Genomic DNA, 25522 nt, shown 5'->3' with positions numbered 1-25522 from the left:
ACTCTCGGGAGCCACCGGATGTTCCCTCCGGATCCGCTGTTCGCCCTGAGCGGACGGCCGGGTCCGGGGTCATGGTTCCTTCAGGTGGCGCTCCTAGGTTCCGCGGCATGAACCTCCGGCCCGCCGCACCGCGCCCGACCGCGCTCCCCCTCGACCGGGTGCGCGGCGGACGAGGGCGGTCGACCGTCCCCATCCGGCCGGCTGTGTCCGTGGCGGTGGCCGGGCTGGTCACCCTGGTCGTCCATCTGCTCTTCCTGTCCCGCGACCTCTCGCCCGACGAGGGCGGGTACGCCGTCGTCGCGCGGCTGTGGCACCTGCCCGGCCCCTACCTCTACGGCCCGACCTGGGTCGACCGCCCACCCGGGCTGGTCTCGGCGTTCGCGCTCGCCGACCACCTCGGGACGTACGGCGTCAGGCTGGTCGCGGCGCTCGCCGCGACGGTGCTCGTGGCGGCCGTCGGCAGTGCCGCGCGGGCCGTGGCCGGGCATCGCGCCGCGGCGTGGTCCGCGTGGACGGCCGCCGCCCTGGTCTGCTCGGTGCGGCTCGACGGCCAGCGGCTCGACGGCGAGCTGCTCGCCGCGACGTGCGTGTCGCTGGCCGCGGCGCTCCTCGTCCACGCGCTGTGCGCGCAGCGGCACGCGGTGGCCCTCGGTCTGCTGTCCGGAGCCGCCGCGAGCGCGGCGCTCACGATGAAGCAGAGCTTCGGCGACGGGCTCGTCCTGCTGGCGGTCGTCCTCGCAGTCGGCCTGCGCCGGCGACCGGACCGTGTGCGCCGGGTCGCCGTCGCCGCGGCGGTGGGCGCCGGCGTACCCCTCCTCGCGACGCTGCTGTGGGCCGCCGCCCACGGACGGGTCCGGGCGCTCGGCCACGCGCTCTTCGGCTTCCGCCTCGACGCGGCCGCGCTGCTCAGCGTCCGGCCCGGCGGCGCCCCCGAGCGGCTCCACACGATGCTGCTCGAGGCGCTGGTAACCGGCCTCGCATTGCTCCTCGTCGCCGCCCTCGCCGGCCGGGTCCGCCACCTGCTGCGCGGCGAGCCCCTCACCTGCGGCCTGGCCGCGGCGATCCTCGTCGAGCTCGGCGGCATCGCGGCGGGCGGCGGCTACTGGGACCACTACCTGCTCGCCCTGGTCCCCACCACCGCGCTCCTGGTCGGTCTGTGCCTGCGCCACGGCTGCGCGACCCCGCGGTTGCTCCGGCGACTGGTCCGGGCCGCCGTCGTCGCGGCCGGGCTCTCGACGGCGGTGGCCACGATCCCCGCGGCGTACGCCGAGCACGCCACAGCCCAGGGACCGGCGGTCGCCGGTCGCTGGCTGGCCGCGTCGGCGCGGCCGGGCGACACCGTGGTCGTCCCCTTCACGCATGCCGAGGTGATCGACGCGTCCGGGCTGCGGCCGGCATACCCCTACCTGTGGAGCCTCCCGACCCAGGTCGAGGACCCGCACCTGCGGCTGCTCGACGCCACCCTCACCGCGCCCACCGGCCCCACCTGGGTCGTCGGCTGGAACCGCCCGGAGAGCTTCGGGCTGGACCCCGTCGGCTTCGACGGCGCGCTCGACGGCAGCTACCGCGCGGTGGCCGAGGTGTGCGGCCATCCGGTCTGGCTGCGCGACGGCGTCACCCGCCGGCTCGCACCGATCCCGCCCGACGACGTCTGTCACCAACCGGAGTACCCCCTTGAGCACCTACCCTGAGACCGTGCACGTCCTGGTCGTCGATGACGAGCCCAGGCTGGTCGAGCTCATCACCGGCTACCTCCGCGACGTCGGTCTGACGACCAGCGGGGCGCTCGACGGCCCGTCCGGCCTGGACGCCGCGCGCGAGCCGGGCGTCGACGTCGTCGTCCTCGACCGGATGCTGCCCGGCATGGACGGGCTCGAGGTGTGCCGCCGCCTCCGCGAGGACGGGTACGACGTACCCGTCCTCCTCCTCACCGCCCGCGGCGCCGTACCCGAGCGCGTCGCCGGCCTCGACGCGGGCGCCGACGACTACCTGGTCAAGCCGTTCGCGATGGAGGAGCTCTACGCCCGCGTGCGCGCGCTCGCCCGGCGCCGCGAGGTCCCCGACACCGCCCGGCTCGCGTACGGCGACGTGGTCGTCGCCCCCGGGGAGCGGCGCGCGTGGGTGGCCGAGGAGGAGGTGTCGCTGTCGCGCCGGGAGTTCGACGTCCTCGTCTCGCTCATGCAGAACGCCGGCCGCGTCGTCTCCCGCTACCGGCTCTTCGACGACGTCTTCGAGGACACCGACATCAACAGCAACGCCCTCGAGGTGCACGTCTCCCGTGTGCGAGCCCGGCTCGCCGGCTCGAAGCAGGTCCGGATCACGACCCTGCGCGGGGTGGGCTACCGCCTCGACCCGGTCGGGCGATGAGGCTGCTCGCCGGCCGGCCGATCGTCTGGCGCCTCGTCGCCGCGGTCGCCGCGGCGATGGCCGTCGTGCTCGTCCTGGCGGGCGCCTTCGTCTACTGGCGGGTGGCCTTCGCGCTCGATCGGCAGGTCGACCAGGACCTCGCGGCCTACCGCGAGCTGGTCGAGGCGTCGGTCCACGAGGGCCGCGCGCCGGTCCGCGACACCCCCGGCGAGGCGTACCAGACGTACGCCGCCGACGGGTCGGTCACCGGCGGCAGCGCCCACCACAGGCTGGCGTCGGCGGCCACGGTCCGCGCGGCGTACGCCGGTGACGTCCAGCACCACGACCACGGCCGTCTCCTCCCCGCGACGGAGCCCGCCGAGCGGGTGGTCACTGCCCGGATGAGCACACCGGACGGCCCGGTCGTCGTCGCGTACGCGATCAGCCGGGCCCACCACGACGAGGCGCTCCGGGAGCTGCTCGCCCAGCTCGCGATCGCCGGCGCCGCCACCCTGGCCGCGGCGTCCGCGGTCGGCTGGTGGACGGCGCGGGCGGCCCTCGGACCGGTGGAGCGCTACCGCGCCGCGGCCGCCTCCGCGGCGCCCGAGGACCGCCTGCCGGTGCCCGAGGACCGCGACGACGAGCTCACCCGGCTCGGCCATACCCTCAACGACCTGCTCGACCGTCTCGCCGCCTCCGCCGAGCGCGAGCGGCAGTTCCTCGCCGACGCCTCGCATGAGCTGCGCTCGCCGCTCACGGTCATGCAGGCCGAGCTCGACTGGGCGAGGCTGCGGCCGCGCGACGCCGCCGAGTCCGAGGCGACGATGGGCTCGCTGCAGAAGCAGGTACGCCGGATGATCGCCCTCTGCGAGGCGCTCCTCGACCTCGAGGAGGTGCGCGCCCAGGAGCCGCCGACCGGCGACGTCGACACCGCCGGCCTGGTCACCGGCGTCGCCGCCCGTCACCGCCCGGAGGCCGAGGCGGCGGGCCGCTCGATCGCGACCGACACCGCCGGCGTGCCCGACCTCTGCGGCAATCCGGACTGGCTCGACCTCGCCCTCGACAACCTCGTCGGCAACGCGCTGCGCCACGGCGCGGGCACCGTCACGGTCGCTGCGCGGGCGTACGACGGCCGGGTGCGGCTCACCGTCTCCGACGAGGGGCCGGGCTTCCCGCCGGAGTTCGTGGCGACCGCGTTCGACCGGTTCAGCCGGGCGGAGGGCTCCCGCACCACGCCCGGGACCGGGCTCGGTCTCGCCCTCGTCAAGGCGGTCGCCGAGGCGCACCGCGGCACCGTCGCCATCGACGGCTCGGCGGTGACGCTCGACGTGCCCGCCGCGCGAGGCTGACGTCCTACGTGTCACCGACCCGGCGAAGTGTCACGGTGACACTTTGGGTGGCCGGCAAGCGCGAGCGGCGCGTCGCTCAGCGGGCGTCGGCGGTGAGCTGCCGCATCAGGTCGAGTACGCCGTCGGGGCCGTGCACCACGACGTCGGAGAGCGGCACGAGCGCGCTCTCCTCGCTCGAGGCCGAGCAGACGAGCAGGGTGGGCAGGCCGTTCTTGCCCCAGGCGGTGACCGACTCGAACGCCTCGACGTCGCCGAGGTCGTCGCCTGCGAACATCACGGCACCGGCCTTCAGGTCGTCGACCAGCCTGTCGACGGCGAGGCCCTTGTCCATCCCGCCCGAGCGGACCTCGATGACCTGCTTGCCGGGCTCGAGGACGAGGTCGTGCTGCTCCGCGAGCGGCCGCAGCAGCGGCAGCAGCCGCTCGAAGGCGGCGTCGGGGTCGGGCAGCCGACGGGTGTGGACGGCGACGGCGAGGCCCTTGTCCTCGACGTACGCGTCGCCGGCGCCGGCGCGGCGGAGCACCGACGGCAGCTCGAGCTCGAAGGTCGCGAGACCGGCCGGCGGCCGCGGCCCGTGGATCACCCGCTGGGAGGAGCTCCACCGCTCGTTGCCGTACTGCCCGAAGACGTGCAGCTCCTTGCCGTGCGCGGCGAGCGCATCGCCGACCTCCTCGAGGCCGCCGAGGTCGAGGACCTGGCGGGCGGGCCTGCCGGTGACGACCGCGATCGCCTTCACCTTCTCGGCGAGCGCGGCCAGCACCTCCCCGGCGTCGGGGTGGATGTGGGCCTTCGCCGGGTCGTCGACGATGGGCGAGAGGGTGCCGTCGAAGTCGAGGGCGACCACCGCGTCGGAGGCGGCAGCCGCGAACGCGGCGTACTTCCGCTCGCCCTCGGGCGAGGTGAACTCCATGCCCCTAGCGTCCCACGTACGCCGCCGGTGCGGCAGGGCGGCGTCATTGAATCGTGACGGAACTCTCGCCGTCCCTCAGGAGGACGCGGTCTCAGCCCAGCGGGCCGGTGAGGACGATCGTGAGCCGGTCGGGCTTCATCGAGCCCTGGACGGCGATGTGGGTGCGCTTGATGCCGAGGTCGAGGGCCAGCTTCTTGCCGGCCGCCTGCAGCTTCGGCGGGTAGTAGACGGTCGTGGCCGGGACGGTGCCCATCCAGTTGTCGGCGCCGACGACGTTCCAGCCGATGGTGCCGGCCTGCTCGGCGACCGTGCCGGCGAGGCCGCGGATGTTGGTGTTGTTGTAGACCTCGACGTAGACCTTGCCGCGGTCGATCGGCTTCGGCTTGGGCTTCGCGGGCTTCTTGTGGACCTTCGGGGCGGCGCTCGCCGAGGCGGAGGGATGGGTCTCGGGGGCGGCGGCGGGGGTGATCTCCCGCTCCTTGGGCCCGTCGTGGCCCGTGAGGACGAAGGCGACGATCGCCAGGCCGACGGCGAGGATGCTGAGGAGCACGACCGGGGAAGGGAGCGCGATGCCGCGCTGGTCACGCCTGCCCATGATCAGACCTCGAATCCCAGCCGACGGGCGGAGCGCTGTCGCTGCCGGGCGGCGCGGAGGCGGCGCAGCCGGCGTACGAGAAGGGGGTCGGCCTCGAGCGCCTCCGGCCGGTCGATGAGGGCGTTGAGCACCTGGTAGTAGCGGGTCGAGGACATGTCGAACTTCTCGCGGACGGCGGTCTCCTTCGCGCCGGCGTACTTCCACCACTGCCGCTCGAAGGCGAGGATCTCGAGGTCGCGCTCGCTGAGTCGCGGCGCGCCATCGGCCGACCCGTTTGGCTGGGCGTGCGCGGCGTCCATCCGTGGATCCCCCAAAAGCTCGACAACAACGATCCACGCGACACCATACGCGACGAACTACACGCTTGTAGTTCGTTGTCACCGGCGCGCCTCCGATCGCGTGATCGCTACCGTGAGCGGCGTGACCGAGTCGACCTCCGAGCCCGCTCCCGAGTCTGCCGCCCCCGTCCGGTGGGGCATCCTCGCCACCGGCCGGATCGCCCACTCCTTCGCCGCCGACCTCATGCTCGTCCCGGACGCCCAGCTGACGGCGGTCGGCTCGCGGAGGGTCGAGAGGGCGCGCGAGTTCGCGGCGGCGTACGACCACTACGGGCTGGCGCGGGCACACGGCTCGTACGAGGAGCTGGTCGCGGATCCCGACGTCGACGTGGTGTACGTCGCGAGCCCGCACTCACACCACCTCGAGCACGCCCGGCTCGCGCTGGAGGCCGGCAAGCACGTGCTCTGCGAGAAGGCGCTGACCCTCAACGCCACCGAGGCCGAGGAGCTGGTCGGAGTCGCGAAGGCGAACGACCGGTTCCTCATGGAGGCGATGTGGACGGCGTGCCACCCGGTGATCCGGGCGCTGCAGTCCGAGCTCGCCGACGGGCGCTTCGGCACCCCTCGGCAGCTCCACGCCGAGCTCGGCTTCGTGGTGACCCCCGAAGACCCGGACCGGCTCTTCGACGCCTCGCTCGGCGCGAGCGTACTGCTGGACATGGGGATCTACCCGCTCACCTTCGCCCACCTGCTGTTCGGCGAGGCCGAGGCGCTGACCGCCCAGGCCGACGTACGCACGACCGATGCGGGGAGCTTCGACACCGACCTGGTCATGACCGGGAGGTACGCGCGCGGCGTACTCGCCACCCTCGCCTGCTCGATGTCCTCCTGGTCCTCGCGGGCCGCCGCCATCGGCACCGACCGCGGCCGGATCGACCTCGCCGACTTCCACCACCCGGCGAAGGCAGTCTTCACCGAGTACGCCGCCGGCACCCACGGCACGCCGTCCGGCCGGGTCGTCGAGATCGTCGGCGACGAGCCGGTCGTCGGGAAGGGCTACGGCAACGAGATCCTCGAGGTCAACCGCTGCCTGCGCGAGGAACTCCTGGAGTCCCCGCTCGTCCCGCTCTCCCAGACGCTCACCCTGATGCGGCAGATGGACTGGATCCGCGAGACCGTCGGCGCCCGCTTCGCGCGGGAGACCTGACCCCACCCGCGCCGACGGGGTCGTGCTGCATCGATCGGTCACCGTGAGTGATCGGTGCCGTCCCGCCCGGCACCCGGGAGCAGGAATCGAGCGCCACCGTGCCCCGGCGGGCGTCCGGCGCCGACGTTGGTTTGCCTCACCCGGTCGAAGAACTGCGTGAGTGGCATCTTCTGCGTGTGGCCCGCTCTGTCGGGATCGACGACCATCGCGATCTGGGCCTCGCCCGCATCGAAGTCGAGGGTGACGTCAATGAGGTTGCCCGGCAGCTCCACGACACCCTGATGACGATCCCGCTCCGCACGCAGGATCGCCAACTTGCCGGGCTCCCCCATCTCCTCGCTCAGGAACTCCTCGAGAACTGTCTTCTTCGATTGCGCCACTGTCATCACCCCACTGGGAAAGCTGTCCGAATTCGTCCATCAAGCACATAGATCTGCAAGCGACTGGTCGGAGCACCCCACTTGTCGGTCCCAATCGTCCTCCCGGTGTCATACACGACCTTGTAGCTGTCGCCGTTGGGGGTCACCTCGCCGCGCCGGAGCGCCTGGTCGACCATCGAGTAGATGTCGCGAGCGCTGGTTCCCTCGGCGAAGTGGCTGACGTTGGTGAACCCTGAGCCGTACGCATGCCGGTAGTTGATGTGCTCGATGGCTGTCATCTCGCCGCCGTGGTTGTAGTTCGTGGTGCCCTGCCAGTGGGCCTCGAGCTTGCGGCCGCTCTCGAGGGCTCGCGGGCCCTCCGCGGAGCTCGGACCGTTCACCGGGTCACACGGCGACAGCCCGAGCGGGTCGGCCCAGGTGGTGGGGTTGTGGACGTACGCCGTGGGGTTGGGCGCGGGCGCGAGCCCGAGCGGGTCCTGGGAGACGTAGCGGCCTGTGGCGGGGTCGTAGTAGCGGTTGAGGTTGTAGAACAGCCCCGTCTCGGGGTCGGCGTACTGGCCCGGGAAGCGCAGCGGCGTCGGGTCGGCGGAGGGGTCGGCCGGGGCGCCCCAGACGGTACGACGAGCGTGCCAGACCAGCTCGCCGTCGGCGGAGACCAGCTCGGTCGGAGCGCCGACGAGGTCGGTGACGATCGCGAGGAAGCGGGCGTCGACCTCCTCCTGCGGAAGCTCCTGCGCGAGCTCGACCTGCGCCAGCGGCGCGAGGCCGTCGTGCACCCACGACCGCACCCCGGAGGCCGCTGACTCCTCGACGAGCGTCGAGTCGTCCCAGGCGAACAGCACCTCCTCGACCACGGCGCCGGCGTGATCGAGCCGGCGCTTGGCGACCCGCCGCCCGAGCACGTCGTACACGTAGCGCCACCGGGTCCCGTCGGGCGTGCGGCAGCCGACGAGCCGGTCCTCGGCGTCCCACTCGTAGGCCCAGGTCTCTGCCTTCCGCGACAGCCGCGACCGGACCCGTGAGACGAGCCGCCCCTGGGCGTCGTAGGAGTAGCGGTTGCGGCCCGACCGGGTCAGCAGCGTGCCGGCGTACTCCCGGCGCTCGGCGTCATCGCCCGCCGTCGCGCTGGTGATGTTGCCCAGCGGGTCGTAGGAGTAGACCTCGGACCAGTCGGGCCCGCTGACCGAGGTGATCCGGTCGGCCAGGTCGAGTTCGAGCCGCCGCGCGCCGGAGAGCCGGTCGTCGACGCCGACGAGGCGCCCGCCGGCGGCGTAGGTGTAGCGGCGCTGCTGGAGTACGACGGGCTCGGGCACACCGCCCGCGCCTCCGCCGGATGCACCGAGCCGGCCCTCGAGCCTGCCCCGCAGCGCCGCCTCCGGCGCGGCGGCCGGGACCGCGAGGGTCTGGCTGACCAGCTGGCCGAGCGGGTCCCAGCCCTGGTCGAGGACCGCGCCGCCGAGCTCGCGGCGGGTCTCCCGGCCGAGCAGGTCGCGGTGGAAGGCCACCTCGTGGCCGGCGACCGTCAGCCGCTCCGGCAGCCCGGAGAGTCCGTAGGACCAGACCGCCTCGACGCCCGCGGGCGTGGTCCGGCGCACCCGCCGGCCGAGGACGTCGTACGCCGAGGAGACGGTGCGGCCGTTGAGCGACTCGGCCACGACCCGGCCGAGCGGGTCTCGCTGCAGCACCAGCTCGACGTCGGGGCCGGTCGCGCGCAGCAGCCGGCCGAGCGGGTCGTGGGTGAGGGTCGTGACGGCGTCGCCGGCGCGCTGCTGCTGCACCCGGCCGAGCGCGTCGAGCTCGTAGTCCACAGTCTCGCTGGCGCCGTTGGTGCGGCGTACGAGCTGCCCGGCGGCGTCGTGCTCGTAGCGCAGGGTCCGCCCGTTGAAGTCGGTCTCGGACGCCAGCCGGCCCGCGGCGTCGTAGGCGTAGCGCCACACACGGCCCTGCGGGTTGGTGACGGCGGTGAGCCGCAGCTCGGCGTCCCACGTGTAGCGGGTGACCGACCCGTCCGGCGCGGTGACCTCGGCGGGCAGGTCGAAGTGGGTGTAGGTCGTCCGGGTGGTCCGACCCGCCGCGTCGACGTGCTCGACGGGGTTGCCCTCGCCGTCGTAGATCCAGGTCGCGGTCGACCCGTCGGGCAGGGTCCGCGAGGCGAGCTGGCCCTCAGGCGTCCAGGTCAGCTCGACCCGGCCGCCAAGTGCGTCGGTGAGTGCCACCACGCGGCCGAAGGCGTCGCGCTCGAGGCGGGTGGTGCTGCCGTCGGCCTCGGTGACGACGAGCGGCAGCCCGGCGCCGTCGTTGTCGATCGTGCGGGTGCGGCCGGCGGCGTCGGTGACCGAGACGAGATGGCCACGGTCGTCGTAGCCGAACCGGGTCGTCGCGCCGGCAGGGTCGGTGACAGCAGTGCGGTTGCCGCGCTCGTCGTACTCGAAGGTCCAGACCGTCCCGTCGGGCAGCGTCGCCCGCACCGGGCACGGCCGGCCGCCGGCGGTCGTCCACGCCACGGTCTGGCGGGCGCCGTCGGGCCGGGTGATGCCGACGAGGTTGCCGTCCGCGTCGTAGTCGTAGCTCGTGGTCCGGCCGAGCGGGTCGGTGCGCGACAGCAGCCGGTCGCGGTCGTCGCGGACCGACCGGGTCCGGGCACCGAGCGGGTCGGTGACGGCGACGACCTGGAAGCGGTCGTCGACGAGGTACGTCGTCGCGTGGCCCGCGGAGTCGGTCACGACCGTCTCGCGGAGCCCGTCGCCGACGGCGGTGTAGCCGAAGCCGCTGGCCAGCACGCCGGAGGGGCCGACCTGGCCGACGCAGCGGCCCTCGGCGTCGTAGGAGTAGGTGAAGACGGTGCCGTTGCGGTCGGTCCACTCGGCGAGCCGGCCGGCGTCGTCGTACGCGAAGCGGAGCGGCTGCCCAGACGCGTTGACGACGCGGGCGAGCCGCCCGTCGTCGTACTCGTAGCGGGAGGTCGTGACCGGCTCGCTCCCGTCGTCGTTGATGACGGTCAGCCCGGTGACGCGCTGCTCGGCGGTGTCCACGAGCACGCGGTAGCCGCCGGTGTGGCGCAGCTCCACCGGTGCGCCGTACGGGTCGCGGACGATGGTCACCCGGTGGCCGGTCCGGTCGGTGACGGCGGCGAGCGGCGAGCGCCCGTCGACGGGACGCAGGTAGTGCCTGATCTCGCCGGTCTCCGGGTCGGTCAGCTGGAAGCCGCCCACCTCGGTCCGTGCCAGCCGCGGCGCCCCGCCGGCGACCGGGGCGACCGGCTCGTCGACCGTCGGGTGCGGGTAGACGCTCGCGGTCGCATCGGCGCGTACGACGACGACGTGGTGCTCGTCGAGGTCGACCCGCTCGTCGAACGTCGAGGCCCAGCTCCGGCCGAACCAGAGCCCGAAGGTCCAGTCCGAGGAGTGCTTGCGCCTCACGACCAGCGGGAGCACGCCGGGGAGCTCGAGGTCGCGCTGCTCCAGGACGACGGCGCCGGTGGCGACGTCGACCGGGTCGCGCTCGCAGACCTTCACGTCGTCCAGGCGGCCCTTCTCGGCGGTGCCCGCGAGGTCGTCGCCGAGCCCGGCCGCACGCTCCCCGATCCCACCCGTCTCGCGCTCGCCGAGGCCGACGACGGCCCGCTCCGCGACCCCGGCGCCGGCGTCCGCGGCCGTCCCGGCGCCGTCGGTGCCGACGGCCAGCAGGACCTGCGGCACGAGCTTGCCGAGCGCCTCCGCGGGGTCGGTGGTCCATCCGCTGCCGACGAGCCCGTGGACCAGCGCGCCGGGGTGGTGGCTGGCGTAGACCAGCCCGGCGGCGGTGTCGGACATCCCGGAGAGGTACTCGGCCGGGTGGGTCAGGTTGTAGGGGTCGGTCGGGTTGAGCGTCCGCGCGAACCGCACGAGGTCGCCGGTTCCCTTGAGGACGCCGCCGACGAAGTGGGTCTCCTGGTACTCCTTCCACTGGTACAGGTCGTGCAGGTCGGCGCCCATCCGGTTGTGGAACGCGGGGATCGGCGGCGCGCTGTCGGTCGCCTTCTGGATCGTGCTGACGGCGGTCTCCGCCGCGTCGTTGCGCTGCTTGCGGGCCTCGTCGAGGACGTCTTGGGCGGCCTTGAACAGCGCCGGCCCGGGATCGTGGAACTCACCGGGCTTCGTCGGCGGCTCGCCGGGATCCTTCCCGGCGTCGATCTTCCCGTTGTAGGCCTTGACGGCGGCGTTGTAGGTGTCGACGGCGTCGTTGTGCGCGTCGAGGGCCTCCTGCTGCTTCTTCTCGGCGTCCTTCCACTGCCGGATCGCCTCCTTGGCCTGGCCCTGCGCCCAGGTCAGGGTGCTGCTGTAGGTCGACAGCGCGCCCGCGACGTCGCTGCAGGCCTTCTGTGCCGTGGTCCAGTCCTTGGGCGTCTTCTCCCAGGTGACGTCGAAGGCGCCGCCGCCGGTGCCGCGCCAGTCGCCGGTCTCGATCCCCTTCATGCCCGAGGCCACCTGGCCGAAGGAGCCGCTGAGCGCGGTGAGGTGGTCGACGGCGTCCTGGATCTTCCCGGTGTCGCCGTGGACGAGCTGCTTCGGGTCGTCGGTCTCGCCGAGGCTCATCTCGCCGACGTCGGCCCCGAGCTGGTCTGCGAGATCGTCGCCGTGCTCGCGCACCCAGTCGGCCGCGCTGTGGAGACCGACGTGGTCGAGGCCGTCCTCGGCCAGGTGGGAGAGCCCCTCGACGCCGTCGCCGACCCACTCCTTGCCCTGGTCCCAGGCGTCCTCGAGCCCGTCGCCGATCGAGTCGACGGTCGAGGACACCCAGTCGCCGAACCCCATCAGCCCTCGCCCTCGTCCTCGTCCTTGCCGGTGAGACCGTCGAGCTCGCCACCGAGGTAGCCGAGCGGGTCGGTCATCTGCTGCTGCTCGGTATCGACGTAGTCCTCCGCGGTCGCCTTCCAGGTGTCGCCGGCATGGTGGGCGGCGTCCTCGAACGACGCCCCGCTGTAGTCGACGGAGGTGGCGTCGCCGACCATGTCGCCCCAGGACTCCTTCTCGAGCTGCTCGTCGGTCGCGTGCGGGTCGGCGACGAACGACGCGCCGGCGACCTTCAGGGCTCCGGTGATGTAGGTCTGCTCGTCGCTGTAGATGCCGGCGGACATGTTGAGCCCGGCGGCCATCGCGTTGGCGTCCTGGACCAGGCCGCGCACGCCCCAGCCCCACCGGTCGCAGAACGACGCGAACGTGTCGGCGAGCCCGGTGTGGCCGGCCTCCATCCCGGTGAGCGCCATCGAGCCGAACCCGCGGCCGGTCTCCCCCTCGGAGAGCATGCCCATGTCGTTGAGCTCGCCGATGGTCCCGTCGATCCCCTTCGCCGCGAGCGCCAGCGCCTCCGGGTCGACGTTCAGCTCGCCGCCCATCAGGCGACCGCCTCCGGAAGGGCGGGCACGAGCATCGGCTGCTCGCTCCCGATGTCGATGGCGAGCCCCGCCGGCACACCGAGCGCAGGCACGGCCTCGTCGAGGAGACGGTCGGCGCGCACGGTCAGGTAGTCGACGGGTACGTCGGGCCGCGCTCCGCGCGCGAGGGCGTACGCCGCGACGTTCAGCGCACTGGTGAACGCGTAGACCCACCGGATGCCGCCCTGGTCGGCGCACATCAGGTCGTCGTCGTTCCACGGCAGCACATAGAGCACGCTCTCTCGGAGCGCCCGGCGGAAGGCGTCGGCGTTGCCGACACCCCCGCGGACCAGTCGGATCTCGGTCCGCAACGGCGCGTTTCGCCGGTCGATCTCGCGGTTCCCGGCGTCCGTCGGGTCGCCGAGGCGGGCTTCGGGAAGCTCGGTCATAGGGGGCTCCTACCCGTCGCACGAGGGATGAAACTGCGCGGAAATCCTGCGTGTGAGGACGCGCCGGAGGATCCCACACGACAGCGGTGCATTAGGTTGGGAGCGTGCACGCTGATCTCGTGATCGTGGCCAACCGGCTCCCCGTAGACCGGGTCGAGCTGGCTGACGGCACGCGTGGTTGGCGGCGATCACCGGGCGGTCTGGTGAGCGCGCTCGAGCCCGTGATGCGGGCCAACGACGGTGTCTGGATCGGGTGGCCGGGCGGCACCGAGAGCAACCTCGAGCCCTTCGAGGACGACGGCCTCCGGCTGCTGCCGATGTCGATGACGCAGGAGGACGTCGAGGAGCACTACGAGGGGTTCTCCAACGGCACGCTGTGGCCGCTCTACCACGACCTCGTGGCCAAGCCGGAGTTCCACCGCGAGTGGTGGGACGGCTACCAGCGGGTGAACCGGCGCTTCGCCGAGCAGTCGGCCGAGGTGGCGGCGGAGGGGGCGACCGTCTGGGTGCAGGACTACCAGCTGCAGCTGGTCCCGCAGATGCTGCGCGAGCTCCGGCCCGACCTGCGGATCGGGTTCTACCTCCACATCCCGTTCCCGCCGGCCGAGCTCTTCCAGCAGCTCCCCTGGCGGCGGCAGCTGCTTGAGGGGCTGCTCGGTGCCGACCTGGTCGGCTTCCAGCTGCCGGGAGCGGCTCAGAACTTCGTCCGTCTCGTACGCCAGCGGGTCGGCCACAAGACCCACCGCGACCTCGTCTACCTGCCCGACGGTCGTACGGTCAGGGCGGACGCGTTCCCGATCTCGATCGACTTCGCCGGCTTCGAGGAGCTCGCCCACTCCGAGTCGGTCAACGCCCGCGCCAAGGAGATCCGGGAGGCGCTCGGCAACCCGCGCAAGATCTTCCTCGGCGTCGACCGTCTCGACTACACCAAGGGCATCTTCGCCCGCCTGCGCGCGTTCGGCGAGCTGCTCCGCGACGCCCACTTCGACGTCGACGACGCGGTCTTCGTCCAGGTCGCGGTGCCCTCGCGTGAGCGGGTGGAGCAATACCGCGTGCTCCGCGACGAGATCGACCGGCTCGTCGGCCGGCTCAACGGCGACCTCGGCCGGATCGGCCGTCCCGCGATCTCCTACCTGCACTCCTCCTACCCGCGCGAGGAGATGGCGGCGCTCTACCGCGCCGCCGACATCATGGTCGTCACGCCGTACCGCGACGGCATGAACCTCGTCGCCAAGGAGTACGTCGCCTGCCGTTACGAGGACGACGGCGCGCTCGTGCTCTCGGAGTTCGCCGGCGCCGCCGAGGAGCTCCGCCAGGCGTGGCTCGTCAACCCGTACGACATGAACGGCATGAAGGCCGCGCTGCTGGAGGCCTACAAGGCCGACCACCGCGAGCTGACCCGGCGGATGAAGGCGATGCGCAAGACCGTGTCGGCCAACGACGTGGGTCACTGGGCCGACAGCTTCCTCGCCGTCCTCGCCGACGTGCCGGCGGACCACGGCAAGTCGGTCAGGCCCGCGAAGCGCTCCTGAGTCAGCCGGCCGCCGTGGCGGCGCGCTCGGCCTGCGAGCGCAGGATGCAGAACTCGTTGCCCTCCGGATCCGCGAGGACCGCCCAGCCGGTGCCGTCGGGGTTGCGCCGGTCGGCGACCATCGTCGCGCCGAGGCCCAGCACCCGCTCGACCTCCTCGTCTCGGGTCCGGTCCTCGGGCTGGAGGTCGAGGTGGAGGCGGTTCTTCACCGTCTTGGGCTCGGGCACCTCGAGGAAGAGCAGCTCCTGCCCCTGCCCGGCGGGGTCGACGATGGCGCACTCCTCGTGGCCCGGCCCGTTGGGATCGCCCGGAACGTCGGTGTAGCCGAGGACCGGCTTCCACCACTCCGAGAGCTCGTAGGCGTTGCGACAGTCGAAGCCGACGCAGTAGATCGATGACGTCATGCCGGAACCCTCGTCCGCCTCGACCGTGGCCGCCAGCCCTTTTCGGCGGGAGACGGCGGGAGATGGAAGGCTGCGTGCGTGGCCTACTTCAAGCGCACCGGCACCCGCACCTTCACGGCGACGGAGCACGTCGGCGGAGCCTGGGACACCGCCACCCAGCACATCGCCCCGGCGCTCGGCCTCCTGGCGTACGCCGTCGAGGCCGACCGCGACGAGCGGCGCAGCGACGGGCTGGTCATCGGCCGGTTGTCGTACGACATCCTCGGGCTGCTGCCCGTCGACGAGGTCGAGGTCCGGGTGGAGGTGCTCCGGCCGGGACGGACGATCGAGCTGGTGGAGGCGGTGCTGGCGCACGGCGGGCGCGACGCCGTACGCCTCCGCGCCTGGCTGATGCAGCCGGGCCACACGCATGCCCTGCAGGGCAGTGCACTGCCCGCGATCCCTCCACCCGACGCGATGGAGCCGTGGGATCCGACCAGCGTGTGGCCGGGCGGGTTCATCGCGTCGGTCGAGCTGCGGCGCCGGCAGGTGGAGCCGGGGCGGGCGTCGTTCTGGGTCCGCACGGACGTGCCCCTCGTCGAGGGCGAGCAGGTGAGCCGGCTCGCCGAGCTCGTCGGGCTGGTCGACATCGCCAACGGAATGACCGTGCGCGTCGCGCCGACGGAGGTTGCCTTCCCGAACCTCGACCTCACCGCGCACCTCTTCCGCCAACCGTCGGGCGAATGGCTGGGCTTCGACACCACCGTCTCCTTCGGCCCGGGCGGCATCGGGCTGACGAGCAGCGTCCTCCACGACGCGGAGGGGCCGTTCGGCACGAGCGCCCAGGTCCTCACCGTGCGGCCGGGCTGAGCGGCCCGCGGGGCGCCGACCGTGGCCGCCAGCCCTCGTCGGCCGGTAGTTTCGTGCCATGCCCTCGATCCCCGCCCTCCCCGCACCCGGCCGCGCGGTCACCGCGGCGGGGTCGCTGGTCCACAAGGTGCTCTCGACCGGGATCTCGGTCGCCTCCTCCGGTCTCACCGTGGCCCAGTCGCTCGTCGACCGGATCCCCGGCGCCGAGCACGCCGGGGCCGCCGACATCGGCGTCAACCCCAAGCGGCGCCACGGCTCGGCGGCCTCGCGCAGCCTCGCCCGCTGACCGCCTCGCCGGCCGCAGCAGCGGTGCACTGACAACCGTTCGGATCGCGCGGCCGGTTGCGCGTGCACCGCCGTCAAGGTCCATCTCCCGGTAACGGACACGTGACCCGAGCCGCCCCGGGGCGGTTATGTTCCCGTGGTGCCTCTGATCCCCCACCCCGACAGCGCTGCCGGGGCCGCTCTCAAACCCCTGCTGTCCCCGGTGGTGCAGGAGGCGCGGGCGGCGGCCGGCAACGTCGCCCACAAGGTCCTGTACGGCGGGGTCGCCGACCTGCGGCCCATGCCGCGGACCCTCATCGACGACGGCACCCTGCGCGAGGTCTACCACTACCGCCCGCTACCCGGGGTGGTGGAAGCCGGCGACCCGGTGCTCCTCGTGACGCCGCTCGCCGCGCCCGCGCTCTGCTACGACCTGCGCCGCGGATGCTCGGTCGTCGAGCACCTGCTGTGCACCGGCCGGCCGACCTATCTGGTGGAGTACGGCGAGGTCTCCTTCGCCAACCGCAGCCTGGGCATCGAGCACTGGATCGAGGAGGCGGTGCCGCAGGCGATCCGCGAGGTCTCGGCGAACGCGGGCGGGCGTCCGGTCCACGTCGTCGGCTGGTCACTGGCCGGGATCTTCGCGCTGCTGGTCGCGGCCGACGACACCGACCTGCCGATCGCGTCGCTCTCGGTGCTCGGGTCGCCCTTCGACGTGACCCAGGTTCCCCTCGTCGCGCCGCTGCGGCCGCTGGTCGACCTCGCCGACGGCCGGATCATCACCGCGCTCTACCAGGCGCTCGGCGGCGCGCCGAAGCCGTTCGTGCGGTGGGCCTTCCAGCTCAGCGCGGTGGACAAGCTCCTCACCAAGCCGGTCGCGAAGCTCACCCACCTCGCCGACACCGACTTCCTCGCCCAGCTCGAGGCGGTCGACCGGTTCACAGAGAACCTCATCGCCTACCCCGGCCGTACGTTCGGGCAGCTCTACCACCGGTTCTTCCGCACCAACGCGCTCCGCACCGGCCGGGTCGACCTCGGCGACCGGACGATCGACGTCGCCGACGTACGCGTCCCGGTGCTCGTCGTCGCCGGCGCCGGCGACGGCATCGCGCCGATCGGCGCGGTCAAGGCGGTCCTGCCGCTGCTGGGCAACGCGAAGGAGGCCCGGTTCGACATCGTCCCCGGCGGCCACCTCGGCCTGCTCACCGGCCGCGCCGCGCGTGCGACGACGTGGCCGCTGCTCGACCGCTGGTTCGCGGACCACGAAACCGCGTGACCCTCGCGGGCTCCCGTCGTTGGGACCTGACACCAGGCAACGGCGCCCGTCACCCCGACCGCGAGGAGCCCGCATGCCCGAGAGTTCCCTGACCCGTCGCTCGCTGATCGGTGCCGCGGGACTAGGAGCGGGCGGCGTGGTGCTCGGCACCGGCGTCTTCTCCGACTCCGAGGCGGCCGGCCTGCAGGGGACGCTGCCGACGAAGGTCGACGTGGCCGTCGTCGGGGCGGGCATCTCGGGGCTGGTGGCCGCCCGCACCATCCGGCGGCACCACCGCTCCGTGCTCCTGCTCGAGGCGCGCGACCGGGTCGGCGGCCGGGTGCTCAACCACCACCTGACCAAGCCGGGCGAGCATGGGGCCACCATCGAGTCCGGCGGCGCCTTCATCGGGCCGACCCAGACCCACATCGCCGCCCTGGCCGAGGAGTACGCCGTCCCCACGTTCCTCGAGTACGACACCGGCAGCTCGACGTACGTCTCCCCCACGTTCGGCCGGATGCACTACTCCGGCACCGTGCCGTACGACCCGCTGATCCTGCCGGACGCCGCGCTGCTGACGACCCGGATCGACCACTACGCCTCGCAGATCGACGTGAGCGCGCCGTGGGACCACCCGCGAGCGGCCGAGTGGGACGCGATGAGCCTCGGCGAGTGGCTGCGCCGCAACGCGGTCAACTCCCCCGGGATCACGGAGATCATGAAGGCCTGGACGCAGCCGGGGTTCGGTGCCGACCCCGACGAGCTGTCGTTCCTGTTCGTGCTCTGGTACGTCGCCTGCTCGGGCGACGAGGACAACACCGGTACCTTCGCGCGCAACTCCGACACCGCCGACGGCGCCCAGGAGCGGCGCTTCGTCGGCGGCTCCCAGCTGATCCCGCTGCGGATGGCGAAGGAGCTCGGCGACACGCTGGCGCTGCGGGCGGCCGTACGCCGGATCGAGCAGCGCGACGGCCACGTGGTCGTCCGCTCCGACCGCGGCACGGTGGTCGCGAAGCGGGTGGTCGTCGCCGCGCCGCCGCCGCTCGTGCTCGACATCGAGTGGCAGCCGCGGCTTCCCACCGGTCGGCTGCAGCTGCTGCGCCACCTCGACATGGGCCAGCTGATGAAGTGCGACGCGGTCTACGCGCGGCCGTTCTGGCGCGACCAGGGGCTCAACGGCTTCGGCCTGATGACCACCGGCGCGACCCGGGCGGTCTTCGACAACTCGCCGAGGTCGGGCACGCCCGGCGTCCTGCTCGCGTTCGTCGGCGGCGGCACCTGGCGGACCTACGGTCCGATGACACGGGCGAAGCGGCGCCAGGCCGTCCTCGAGGGGTTCGCGGCGCTCTTCGGAGACGAGGCGCTGCACCCGATCGACTACGTCGAGCACGACTGGACCAAGGAGCGGTGGACCGGCGGCGCGCCGACCGCGATCCACGCCCCCGGGACCTTCGTGCCCTTCGGGCCGCACATCCGCCGCCCGTTCGGGCGGGTGCACTGGGCGGGCACCGAGACCGCGACGTACTGGTCCGGCTACATGGACGGCGCCGCCCGCGCCGGCAGGCGCGCCGCGCTCGAGGTTCTCGACCGGCTGTGAGTCACTGCAGGGCGGGGATCACCTTCTGCTCGAAGAGCTCCATCGAGGAGGCGTCGTACGCCGCGTCGGCGAAGTTCGCGATGGCGTACGACAGCCCGAGCCGCTCGACCTCCTGCAGCCGCTCGACGATCTGGTCGGGCGTGCCGACGAGCGCGGTCTTGCGGAGCCCGCCGACCCACTCCTCGGCCTTCGCCTGGCCGAGGTACGGCGCCACCCGGGCCACGTGGCCCTCGACCTTGGCCTCAGCCTCGGCCTCGGTCTCGCCGATGTAGACGTTGAAGTTGGAGCTGCGAGTGATCTCGTCGAGGTCGCGGCCGAGGTTCCTGCAGTGCTCGGCCAGTGCGGCGGACTTGGCCCGGAACACCTCGGGGATGCCGACGAAGTTGGTGTAGTCGGCGTGCTCCGCGGCGATCTTGAGCGTCACCTTCTCGCCGCCGCCGGCGACCCAGATCGGGATGCCGCTGCGGCCCTTCTGCAGCGGGAGCGGCCGGACGAGCGCGCCGTCGACCTGGTAGTACTTCCCGTCCAGCGTCGCCGTGCCCTCGGTCCACGCCTGGCGGAAGATCTGCACACCCTCGCGCAGCATGCCGAGCCGGTCGCGGGCCTCGGGGAAGCCGTAGCCGAAGGCCCGCCACTCGTGCTCGTACCAGCCGGCGCCGATACCCATCTCGACCCGGCCACCGGAGACGTGGTCGACGGTGGCCGCGACCTTCGCGAGGTAGGCCGGGTTGCGGTAGCTCATGCAGGTGCACATCTGCCCGAGCCGGATCCGGTCGGTGACCGCGCCGAACGCCGACATCAGCGTCCACGCCTCGTGCGTCGCCTCGTCGGAGGGCTGCGGGGTGGTGTGGAAGTGGTCGTAGACCCAGAGCGACTCCCAGCCCGGGTTGGCGTCCGCGCGCTGCGCCAGCGCCTTCATGGTCGGCCACTGCTCGGCGTCGGGGATCCCGACGAGGTCGAACCGCCAGCCCTGCGGGATGAACACTCCGAATCGCATGTCGCCAACGTATAGCCTCCCTGGACGTGACCACGCTGGCAGGCCTCGTCGACCGCGGACTCATGGCGCCCGACTGGGCGCAGGCACTCGCTCCCGTGGAGGGCCGGATCGCCCAGATGGGGGTCTTCCTGCGGGAGGAGCTGGCCAAGCGACGGCCCTACCTCCCGGCGGGTGACAGCATCTTCAAGGCATTCCGGCGGCCGCTGGCCGACGTACGCGTGCTGATCGTCGGGCAGGACCCCTACCCGACCCCGGGGCACCCGATCGGGCTCTGCTTCGCGGTCGAGAAGCACGTCCGGCCGCTGCCGAAGTCCCTCGACAACATCTACCGCGAGCTGGCGAACGACCTCGGCGTCGCACCTCCCGAGCACGGCGACCTCACCGCCTGGTCCGACCGCGGCGTCATGCTGCTCAACAGGGTGCTGACGGTGCGGCCCGGCGCTCCCGCCTCCCACCAGAACAAGGGCTGGGAGGAGGTCACCCAGTGCGCGATCGAGTCGCTCGTACGCCGCCACGACGCCGACGGGATGCCGCTCGCGGCGATCCTGTGGGGGCGCCAGGCGCAGTCGCTCAAGCCGATGCTGGGGTCGGTGCCGTGGGTCGAGTCGGCCCACCCGTCGCCGCTGTCGGCCCACCGCGGCTTCTTCGGCTCCCGGCCGTTCTCGCGGGTCAACGACCTCCTCGTCCGCCAGGGTGGCGAGCCGATGGACTGGTCGCTGCCCGGCTGAGGACAGAATGACCTCGTGGACCCCGCGATGCTGGAGGCCTTCGGCCTCGACCCCGACGTCGTCCATCTCAACCACGGCGCCTACGGCGTCGCCCCGGTCGTCGTACGCCGTGCGGCCGAGGACTGGCGCGAGCACGCCGAGCGCAACCCGCACCGCTTCAACCGGGTCGAGCTGCCCGGCCTGATCGCGGCCGCGCGCGTGCGTGCGGCGGGCTTCCTCGGCGTCGACCCGGACCGGGTCGGCTGGGTCCGCAACGTGTCCGAGGGCGTCTCGGCGGTGCTCGGCTCCCTCGACCTGCGCCCCGGGGACGAGCTGGTCGCGAGCAACCACGGCTACGGCGCCGTACGCCTGGCGCTGGAGCACCACGCCGCCCGCGCCGGCGCGCGGGTCATCGAGGCCTCCTTCCCCGTCGGCGCGGAGGACGACGAGGTCGTGGCGGCGTACGCCGGCGTGTGCGGCCCGCGCACCAGGCTGGTGGTGGTCGACCGGATCACCTCGCCGACGGCGACAGTGCTGCCGGTCGCGGCCGTCGCCGCGGCCGTGGACGCACCGGTGCTGGTCGACGCCGCGCACGCGCCCGGACACCTCGACGACCGGATCGACTCGCTCGGTGCGGCGTACTGGGTCGGCAACCTGCACAAGTGGGCCTACACACCGCGCGGCACCGCGCTGCTGTGGCACGACCCGGCGCTGGCCGCCGCGCCCGCGCCGCTGGTGAAGAGCTGGCAGCTCGAGGACGGCTTCGCACGGGCCCTCGACCATCCGGGCACGTGGGACTACGCCGGCTGGCTCGCGGCCGGCGCCGGGCTGGACTTCTGGGTGGAGGTCGGCGGCTGGGACCAGGTGGCCCGCCACACCGACCTGGTCGGGCACGGGCAGAAGCGAGTGGCGGAGGCGCTCGGCACCTCCCTCGACGGCCTGCCCGGCTCGCCCGCCCCGGCCATGCGGCTGGTGCGGCTCCCCGACGGCGTCGCCTCCACGGAGGACGACGTCGTCGCCCTCTACGACCGGCTCTCGGCGCACGGCGTCGAGGTCGCGCCCGTCCTCCACGACGGAGCCGGCTACCTGCGGCTCGGGGCAGCGCCGTACACCACGCCCGACGACTTCGACCGGCTCGCCGAGGTCCTGACCGGGCTGGGGCTCCCGCCGCGCGGGAGCCTCAGACTGCGGTGATCTCGTCGAGCTCCTCGAGGTCGGACTCCGACGGGTGCCAACGCAGCGCGGCGGCGTTCGCCGTGACCTGCTCGCCCCTGGTCGCGCCCGAGATGACCGAGGCGACGGCGGGCTGGGCGGCCAGCCCCGCGATGGCGACGTCGAGCGGCGTGAGGCCGCGCGCGGCGGCGTACTTCTCGACCGCATCGATCCGGTCCCAGTCGGCGCTCTCCAGCCACGGCGCCGGCCCGCTCGCCCCACGGGTGCCCTCCGGCGCGGCCTGGCCGCGCTTGTACTTCCCGGTCAGCAGGCCGTACTCGAGCGGGAAGTACGGCAGGATCCCCAGCCCGAACTGCTCGGCGGCGGGCACGACCTCCTTCTCGATGCTCCGGTCGAGCAGCGAGTAGCGGTTCTGCGCCGAGACGAAGCGCTCCAGGCCGGCGGTGCGGGCGGTCCAGTCGGCGTCGGCGATCTGCCAGCCGGCGAGGTTGGAGCAGCCGAGGTAGCGCACCTTGCCCTCCCGGACCAGGTCGGTGAGCGCCGAGAGGGTCTCCTCGATCGGCGTCACCGGATCGGGGAAGTGCAGCTGGTAGAGGTCGATGTGGTCGGTCTGCAGCCGCTGGAGCGAGGACTCGACGGCCCGCCGGATGTAGCGCCGCGCGCCGCGGGCGCCGTAGTCGGGACCGTTGACCCCGCCCATGTCGCTGCCGAACTTCGTCGCCAGCACGAACTCCTCGCGCTGCCCCTTGAGCGCCTCGCCGATGAGCTCCTCCGAGCGGCCCCGTGGGCCGTAGGAGTCGGAGGTGTCGAGCAGCGTCACGCCCGCCTCGCGGGCGGCGGTGAGGATCTCCCTGACGCCGTCGAGGTCAACGCGGCGACCGAACTGGTTGCAGCCGATGCCCACGGCGCTGACCATCAGGCCGGAGTCGCCGAGCGGTCGGTACGTCATGTCCGTCATGCTCGAAAACTTAGCAACGCTCACAATGAGAGGATGCGAGGGTGCAGATCCTCTCGATCCAGTCCCACGTCGCCTTCGGGTACGTCGGCAACTCGGCCGCGGTCTTCCCGATCCAGCGTCTCGGCCACGAGGTCTGGCCGGTCCTGACGGTCAACTTCTCCAACCACACCGGGTACGGCGAGTGGCGCGGCCCGGTGCAGTCGGCGTCCGACGTCGCCGACGTCATCGCGGGCATCGACGAGCGGGGCGCGCTGCAGACCGTCTCGGCGGTGCTCTCGGGCTACCAGGGCGACCCCGCCGTCGGCGCGGTGATCCTCGACGCGGTCGCCCGGGTCAAGGGCGAGAACCCGCGCTCGCTCTACTGCTGCGACCCGGTGATGGGCGACGTCGGCCGCGGGATGTTCGTACGCCCCGGGATCCCGGAGTTCATGCGCGACGAAGTGGTCCCGGCGGCCGACGTCATCACGCCCAACCACTTCGAGCTGAACTACCTCGCCGGCGTCGAGACCCGGACGCTGCAGGAGGTGCTCGACGCCGTCGACGTCGTACGCGCTGGATCCAACGCCTCGGGCTCCGCTTCGGCAGGCGGGCCGTCCAACGTCCTGGTCACCTCGGTCGTCACCACGAACCCGCACACCATCGACCTGGTCGCCGTCTCCGACGAGGGCGCCTGGGCGGTCACCACCCCGCTGCTGCCGATCACGCCGAACGGCGGCGGCGACGTCACGGCGGCGGTCTACCTCTCCCACCTGCTGCTCTCCGGCAACACCCCGGATGCGCTCGGCAAGACCGCCAACACGCTCTTCGCCATCCTCGAGCGCACCCTGGCCTCCGGCCGCCGCGAGCTCGAGCTGGTCGCCTCCCAGGACGACATCGCGACGCCGCCGACCCGCTTCGAGGTCCGCCAGCTCCGTTGAGGCGCCGAGCCGCGTGGGAGGATCGAACTCCCGACATTTCGCTTACAAGGCGAATGCTCTGCCAACTGAGCTAACGCGGCACGCTGCCCCGTTCGCGGCAGCGCGGCAATCGTAGACAGTCATCCGGAGAATGGAGACATGCACCTGCTCCACGAGCCGCACCACGACGGGTCGCCGCTGTACCTCGACGACGAGTCGCCCACGCGCGGCTGGACGGTGAAGGTCCGCGTCCGCACGGCCGCCGACGACCCGGTGGAGCGGATCTGGATCCGCACGACCTACGACGCCGAGCCGACGTACCACCCCTGCACGGTCACCCGCCACGACGAGCACACGACCTGGTGGCAGGGCGACCTGCCGGTCCACAACCCGGTGACGCACTACCGCTTCCTGCTGGCGTACGCCGACGGCAGCCAGCGCTGGCTCACGGCCGCCGGCGTGATCGAGTACGACGGCCCGGACGCCTTCGACTTCAAGGTGAGCTCGCACGAGCCGGCGCCGGGGTGGACCAGGCACGCGGTCGTCTACCAGGTCTTCCCCGACCGCTTCGCCCGGAGCAGCGCGGCCGACGACCGGCCGACGCCGGAGTGGGCGGTCCCGGCGGCGTGGGACGACGCGGTGGTCTTCGAGCCGACCGACCCGCACACGCCGCTGCAGCTCTTCGGCGGCGACCTCGACGGCATCGTCGACCACCTCGACCACGTCGAGGGGACCGGGGCCACCGTGCTCTATCTGACCCCGGTCTTCCCGGGCGAGAGCAACCACCGCTACAACGCGACGACCTTCGACCGGATCGACCCGCTGCTCGGCGGCGACGAGGCCTACGCCCGGCTCGCGGCCGCCGTCCACGAGCGCGGCTGGCACCTCCTCGGCGACCTCACCGCCAACCACACCGGCGACACCCACGAGTGGTTCGTGCGCGCCAAGGAGGACCCTGCCGCGGACACCCGCAGCTGGTACTACTTCCACCCCGACGGCGCCTACGAGTGCTGGCTCGGCCACGGCACGCTGCCGAAGCTCGACCACACCGACGACGCGATGCGCCGGACCATGATCGAGGGACCCGGGAGCACGGTCGCCCGCTGGATGCGCCCGCCGTACAGCCTGGACGGCTGGCGCATCGACGTCGCCAACATGACCGGCCGGCTCGGTGCCATCGACGTCAACCACCAGGCCGCCCGCGCCGTACGCCGGACCGCGGAGGCGGAGAAGCACGACGCCTGGGTCATCGGCGAGCACAACCACGACGCGTCGGGCGACATCGACGGCGACGGCTGGCACGGCACGATGAACTACTCCGGCTTCTCCTGGCCGGTCTGGTCCTGGCTGCGCGCCGAGGAGACGCCGGCCCGGCCGTTCGGCCGCCCGGTCGCCGTCCCGCGACGGCCCGGGCCGCTCATCCACCGCGCCCTGCAGGAGTGGCGGGCCCGCTACGGCCACCGCGCCACCGCCCAGTCGTGGAACATCCTCAGCTCCCACGACTCCGCCCGGATCCGCACCCTCACCCAGGACCCGGCCCGCCACCGGGTCGCCGCCGGCCTGCAGTTCACCCTGCCCGGTGTCCCGATGGTGTTCGCCGGCGACGAGCTCGGCCTCGAGGGCGTCAACGGCGAGGACGGACGCCGGCCGATGCCGTGGGCACACCGCGACACCTGGGACACCGCCACGCTGTCGGCGTACAAGACCCTCGCGACGCTGCGCCGCGACCATCCCGCGTTGGCCTACGGCGGCCTGCGCTGGGCGTACGTCGACGACGACTGCCTCGTCTACCTGCGGGAGCACCCCTCCGGGTCGGTGCTCGTGTGCGCCCGTCGCGCGGGCGGACCGGCGGTCACGCTCGAGGCGGCGCAGCTCGCGCTGGCTGACGGCTCGCTGCTGGCCGCCACCGAGGGCGCGGCGGCGGCGCTGAAGCCGGCCGGCACGACGGTCGAGCTCCCGCCGTCCGACGGCCCGGGCTTCTGGGTCTGGCAGCTGTGACGGAGGGCCACGCGGAGGTGAGCCCG

The 25522-nt window shown here is 72.9% G+C and carries 23 protein-coding genes and 1 tRNA gene; 13 read left to right on the top strand and 11 right to left on the bottom strand.

Going from position 1 to position 25522, the window contains the following annotated elements; genetic code table 11:
- Positions 1-107: 107 nt before the first annotated feature.
- The 3 genes from ABLE53_RS09565 to ABLE53_RS09555 are packed head-to-tail and all read left to right on the top strand — an operon-like array spanning position 108 to position 3695.
- Positions 108-1691 carry a hypothetical protein gene (locus ABLE53_RS09565; protein WP_348858611.1) on the top strand — a complete coding sequence of 528 codons (1584 nt, stop codon included), beginning with the start codon at positions 108-110 and terminating at the stop codon, positions 1689-1691.
- Complete coding sequence (locus tag ABLE53_RS09560; RefSeq protein WP_348858610.1) at positions 1675-2367, top strand: response regulator transcription factor; 693 nt, start codon at positions 1675-1677, stop codon at positions 2365-2367. Before ABLE53_RS09565 ends, ABLE53_RS09560 begins: the two co-directional genes overlap by 17 nt.
- Positions 2364-3695: a sensor histidine kinase gene (locus ABLE53_RS09555; protein ID WP_348858609.1), complete on the top strand. Its 1332-nt coding sequence runs from the start codon at positions 2364-2366 to the stop codon at positions 3693-3695. Before ABLE53_RS09560 ends, ABLE53_RS09555 begins: the two co-directional genes overlap by 4 nt.
- Positions 3696-3771: 76 nt before the next feature.
- Here the strand turns inward: ABLE53_RS09555 and otsB are convergent, their stop codons facing one another.
- The 3 genes from otsB to napA all read right to left on the bottom strand — a co-directional run bounded on the left by otsB (position 3772) and on the right by napA (position 5499).
- Entirely contained in the window at positions 3772-4605 is an 834-nt protein-coding gene (otsB, locus tag ABLE53_RS09550) for a trehalose-phosphatase (RefSeq protein WP_348858608.1), read from the bottom strand.
- A 91-nt stretch (positions 4606-4696) separates the two neighbouring features.
- On the bottom strand, positions 4697-5200 hold the full coding sequence (locus ABLE53_RS09545; protein ID WP_348858607.1) for a LytR C-terminal domain-containing protein: 504 nt from the start codon (positions 5198-5200) through the stop codon (positions 4697-4699).
- Positions 5201-5202: 2 nt separating this feature from the next.
- Complete coding sequence (napA, locus tag ABLE53_RS09540) at positions 5203-5499, bottom strand: nucleoid-associated protein NapA (RefSeq protein WP_348858606.1); 297 nt, start codon at positions 5497-5499, stop codon at positions 5203-5205.
- A 121-nt stretch (positions 5500-5620) separates the two neighbouring features.
- On the opposite strand from napA, the gene ABLE53_RS09535 reads away from it, so the two are divergent.
- Complete coding sequence (locus ABLE53_RS09535) at positions 5621-6685, top strand: Gfo/Idh/MocA family protein (RefSeq protein WP_348858605.1); 1065 nt, start codon at positions 5621-5623, stop codon at positions 6683-6685.
- Positions 6686-6723: 38 nt separating this feature from the next.
- Here ABLE53_RS09535 and ABLE53_RS09530 read toward each other — a convergent pair whose 3' ends face one another.
- From ABLE53_RS09530 to ABLE53_RS09515, 4 genes are read right to left on the bottom strand one after another with little or no spacing between them, the layout of a single operon-like run.
- Entirely contained in the window at positions 6724-7065 is a 342-nt protein-coding gene (locus ABLE53_RS09530) for a hypothetical protein (protein WP_348858604.1), read from the bottom strand.
- A 5-nt stretch (positions 7066-7070) separates the two neighbouring features.
- The gene (locus tag ABLE53_RS09525; RefSeq protein ID WP_348858603.1) at positions 7071-11858 is read right to left on the bottom strand and encodes a putative T7SS-secreted protein; all 4788 of its coding nucleotides are present in this window, start codon (positions 11856-11858) and stop codon (positions 7071-7073) included.
- The gene (locus ABLE53_RS09520) at positions 11858-12439 is read right to left on the bottom strand and encodes a hypothetical protein (protein ID WP_348858602.1); all 582 of its coding nucleotides are present in this window, start codon (positions 12437-12439) and stop codon (positions 11858-11860) included. Before ABLE53_RS09520 ends, ABLE53_RS09525 begins: the two co-directional genes overlap by 1 nt.
- Positions 12439-12867: a hypothetical protein gene (locus ABLE53_RS09515; RefSeq protein ID WP_348858601.1), complete on the bottom strand. Its 429-nt coding sequence runs from the start codon at positions 12865-12867 to the stop codon at positions 12439-12441. Before ABLE53_RS09515 ends, ABLE53_RS09520 begins: the two co-directional genes overlap by 1 nt.
- 104 nt (positions 12868-12971) lie before the next feature.
- Between ABLE53_RS09515 and ABLE53_RS09510 the strand changes: the two genes are divergently transcribed.
- The gene (locus ABLE53_RS09510) at positions 12972-14399 is read left to right on the top strand and encodes an alpha,alpha-trehalose-phosphate synthase (UDP-forming) (protein ID WP_348858600.1); all 1428 of its coding nucleotides are present in this window, start codon (positions 12972-12974) and stop codon (positions 14397-14399) included.
- 1 nt (position 14400) lies between these two features.
- Here the strand turns inward: ABLE53_RS09510 and ABLE53_RS09505 are convergent, their stop codons facing one another.
- Positions 14401-14802: a VOC family protein gene (locus tag ABLE53_RS09505; protein WP_348858599.1), complete on the bottom strand. Its 402-nt coding sequence runs from the start codon at positions 14800-14802 to the stop codon at positions 14401-14403.
- Positions 14803-14880: 78 nt separating this feature from the next.
- On the opposite strand from ABLE53_RS09505, the gene ABLE53_RS09500 reads away from it, so the two are divergent.
- The 4 genes from ABLE53_RS09500 to ABLE53_RS09485 all read left to right on the top strand — a co-directional run bounded on the left by ABLE53_RS09500 (position 14881) and on the right by ABLE53_RS09485 (position 18767).
- A complete protein-coding gene (locus ABLE53_RS09500; RefSeq protein WP_348858598.1) occupies positions 14881-15651 on the top strand; it encodes a thioesterase family protein in 771 nt (256 codons plus the stop codon).
- Positions 15652-15709: 58 nt separating this feature from the next.
- Positions 15710-15937 (top strand): hypothetical protein, encoded by a 228-nt coding sequence (locus tag ABLE53_RS09495; RefSeq protein WP_348858597.1) that lies wholly within the window; start codon positions 15710-15712, stop codon positions 15935-15937.
- 138 nt (positions 15938-16075) lie between these two features.
- Positions 16076-17191, top strand: a complete 1116-nt coding sequence (locus tag ABLE53_RS09490) for an alpha/beta fold hydrolase (RefSeq protein WP_348858596.1) — start codon at positions 16076-16078, stop codon at positions 17189-17191.
- Positions 17192-17264: 73 nt separating this feature from the next.
- A complete protein-coding gene (locus tag ABLE53_RS09485) occupies positions 17265-18767 on the top strand; it encodes a flavin monoamine oxidase family protein (RefSeq protein ID WP_348858595.1) in 1503 nt (500 codons plus the stop codon).
- A gap of 1 nt (position 18768) precedes the next feature.
- Here ABLE53_RS09485 and ABLE53_RS09480 read toward each other — a convergent pair whose 3' ends face one another.
- Complete coding sequence (locus ABLE53_RS09480; protein ID WP_348858594.1) at positions 18769-19764, bottom strand: LLM class F420-dependent oxidoreductase; 996 nt, start codon at positions 19762-19764, stop codon at positions 18769-18771.
- Positions 19765-19826: 62 nt separating this feature from the next.
- Between ABLE53_RS09480 and ABLE53_RS09475 the strand changes: the two genes are divergently transcribed.
- Together ABLE53_RS09475 and ABLE53_RS09470 are read left to right on the top strand one after the other, a co-directional pair.
- Positions 19827-20492, top strand: coding sequence for a uracil-DNA glycosylase (locus ABLE53_RS09475; protein ID WP_348858860.1), 666 nt, complete (start codon positions 19827-19829; stop codon positions 20490-20492).
- Between the two features lie 15 nt (positions 20493-20507).
- Positions 20508-21665, top strand: a complete 1158-nt coding sequence (locus ABLE53_RS09470; protein WP_348858593.1) for an aminotransferase class V-fold PLP-dependent enzyme — start codon at positions 20508-20510, stop codon at positions 21663-21665.
- On the opposite strand, the gene ABLE53_RS09465 is transcribed toward ABLE53_RS09470, so the two are convergent.
- Positions 21652-22602 (bottom strand): aldo/keto reductase, encoded by a 951-nt coding sequence (locus ABLE53_RS09465; protein WP_348858592.1) that lies wholly within the window; start codon positions 22600-22602, stop codon positions 21652-21654. The genes ABLE53_RS09470 and ABLE53_RS09465 overlap by 14 nt on opposite strands.
- 41 nt (positions 22603-22643) lie before the next feature.
- Between ABLE53_RS09465 and pdxY the strand changes: the two genes are divergently transcribed.
- Positions 22644-23519, top strand: coding sequence for a pyridoxal kinase PdxY (gene pdxY, locus ABLE53_RS09460; protein WP_348858591.1), 876 nt, complete (start codon positions 22644-22646; stop codon positions 23517-23519).
- Positions 23520-23526: 7 nt separating this feature from the next.
- Here pdxY and ABLE53_RS09455 read toward each other — a convergent pair.
- A tRNA-Thr gene (locus ABLE53_RS09455) sits at positions 23527-23599 on the bottom strand.
- A 58-nt stretch (positions 23600-23657) separates the two neighbouring features.
- Between ABLE53_RS09455 and ABLE53_RS09450 the strand changes: the two genes are divergently transcribed.
- Positions 23658-25496, top strand: coding sequence for a glycoside hydrolase family 13 protein (locus ABLE53_RS09450; protein WP_348858590.1), 1839 nt, complete (start codon positions 23658-23660; stop codon positions 25494-25496).
- The last annotated feature ends 26 nt before the right edge of the window (positions 25497-25522 follow it).

This window comes from Nocardioides asiaticus, from assembly GCF_040049175.1.
Classification (GTDB): domain Bacteria; phylum Actinomycetota; class Actinomycetes; order Propionibacteriales; family Nocardioidaceae; genus Nocardioides; species Nocardioides cheoyonin.
This window is presented reverse-complemented; position numbering and strand designations above follow the sequence as displayed.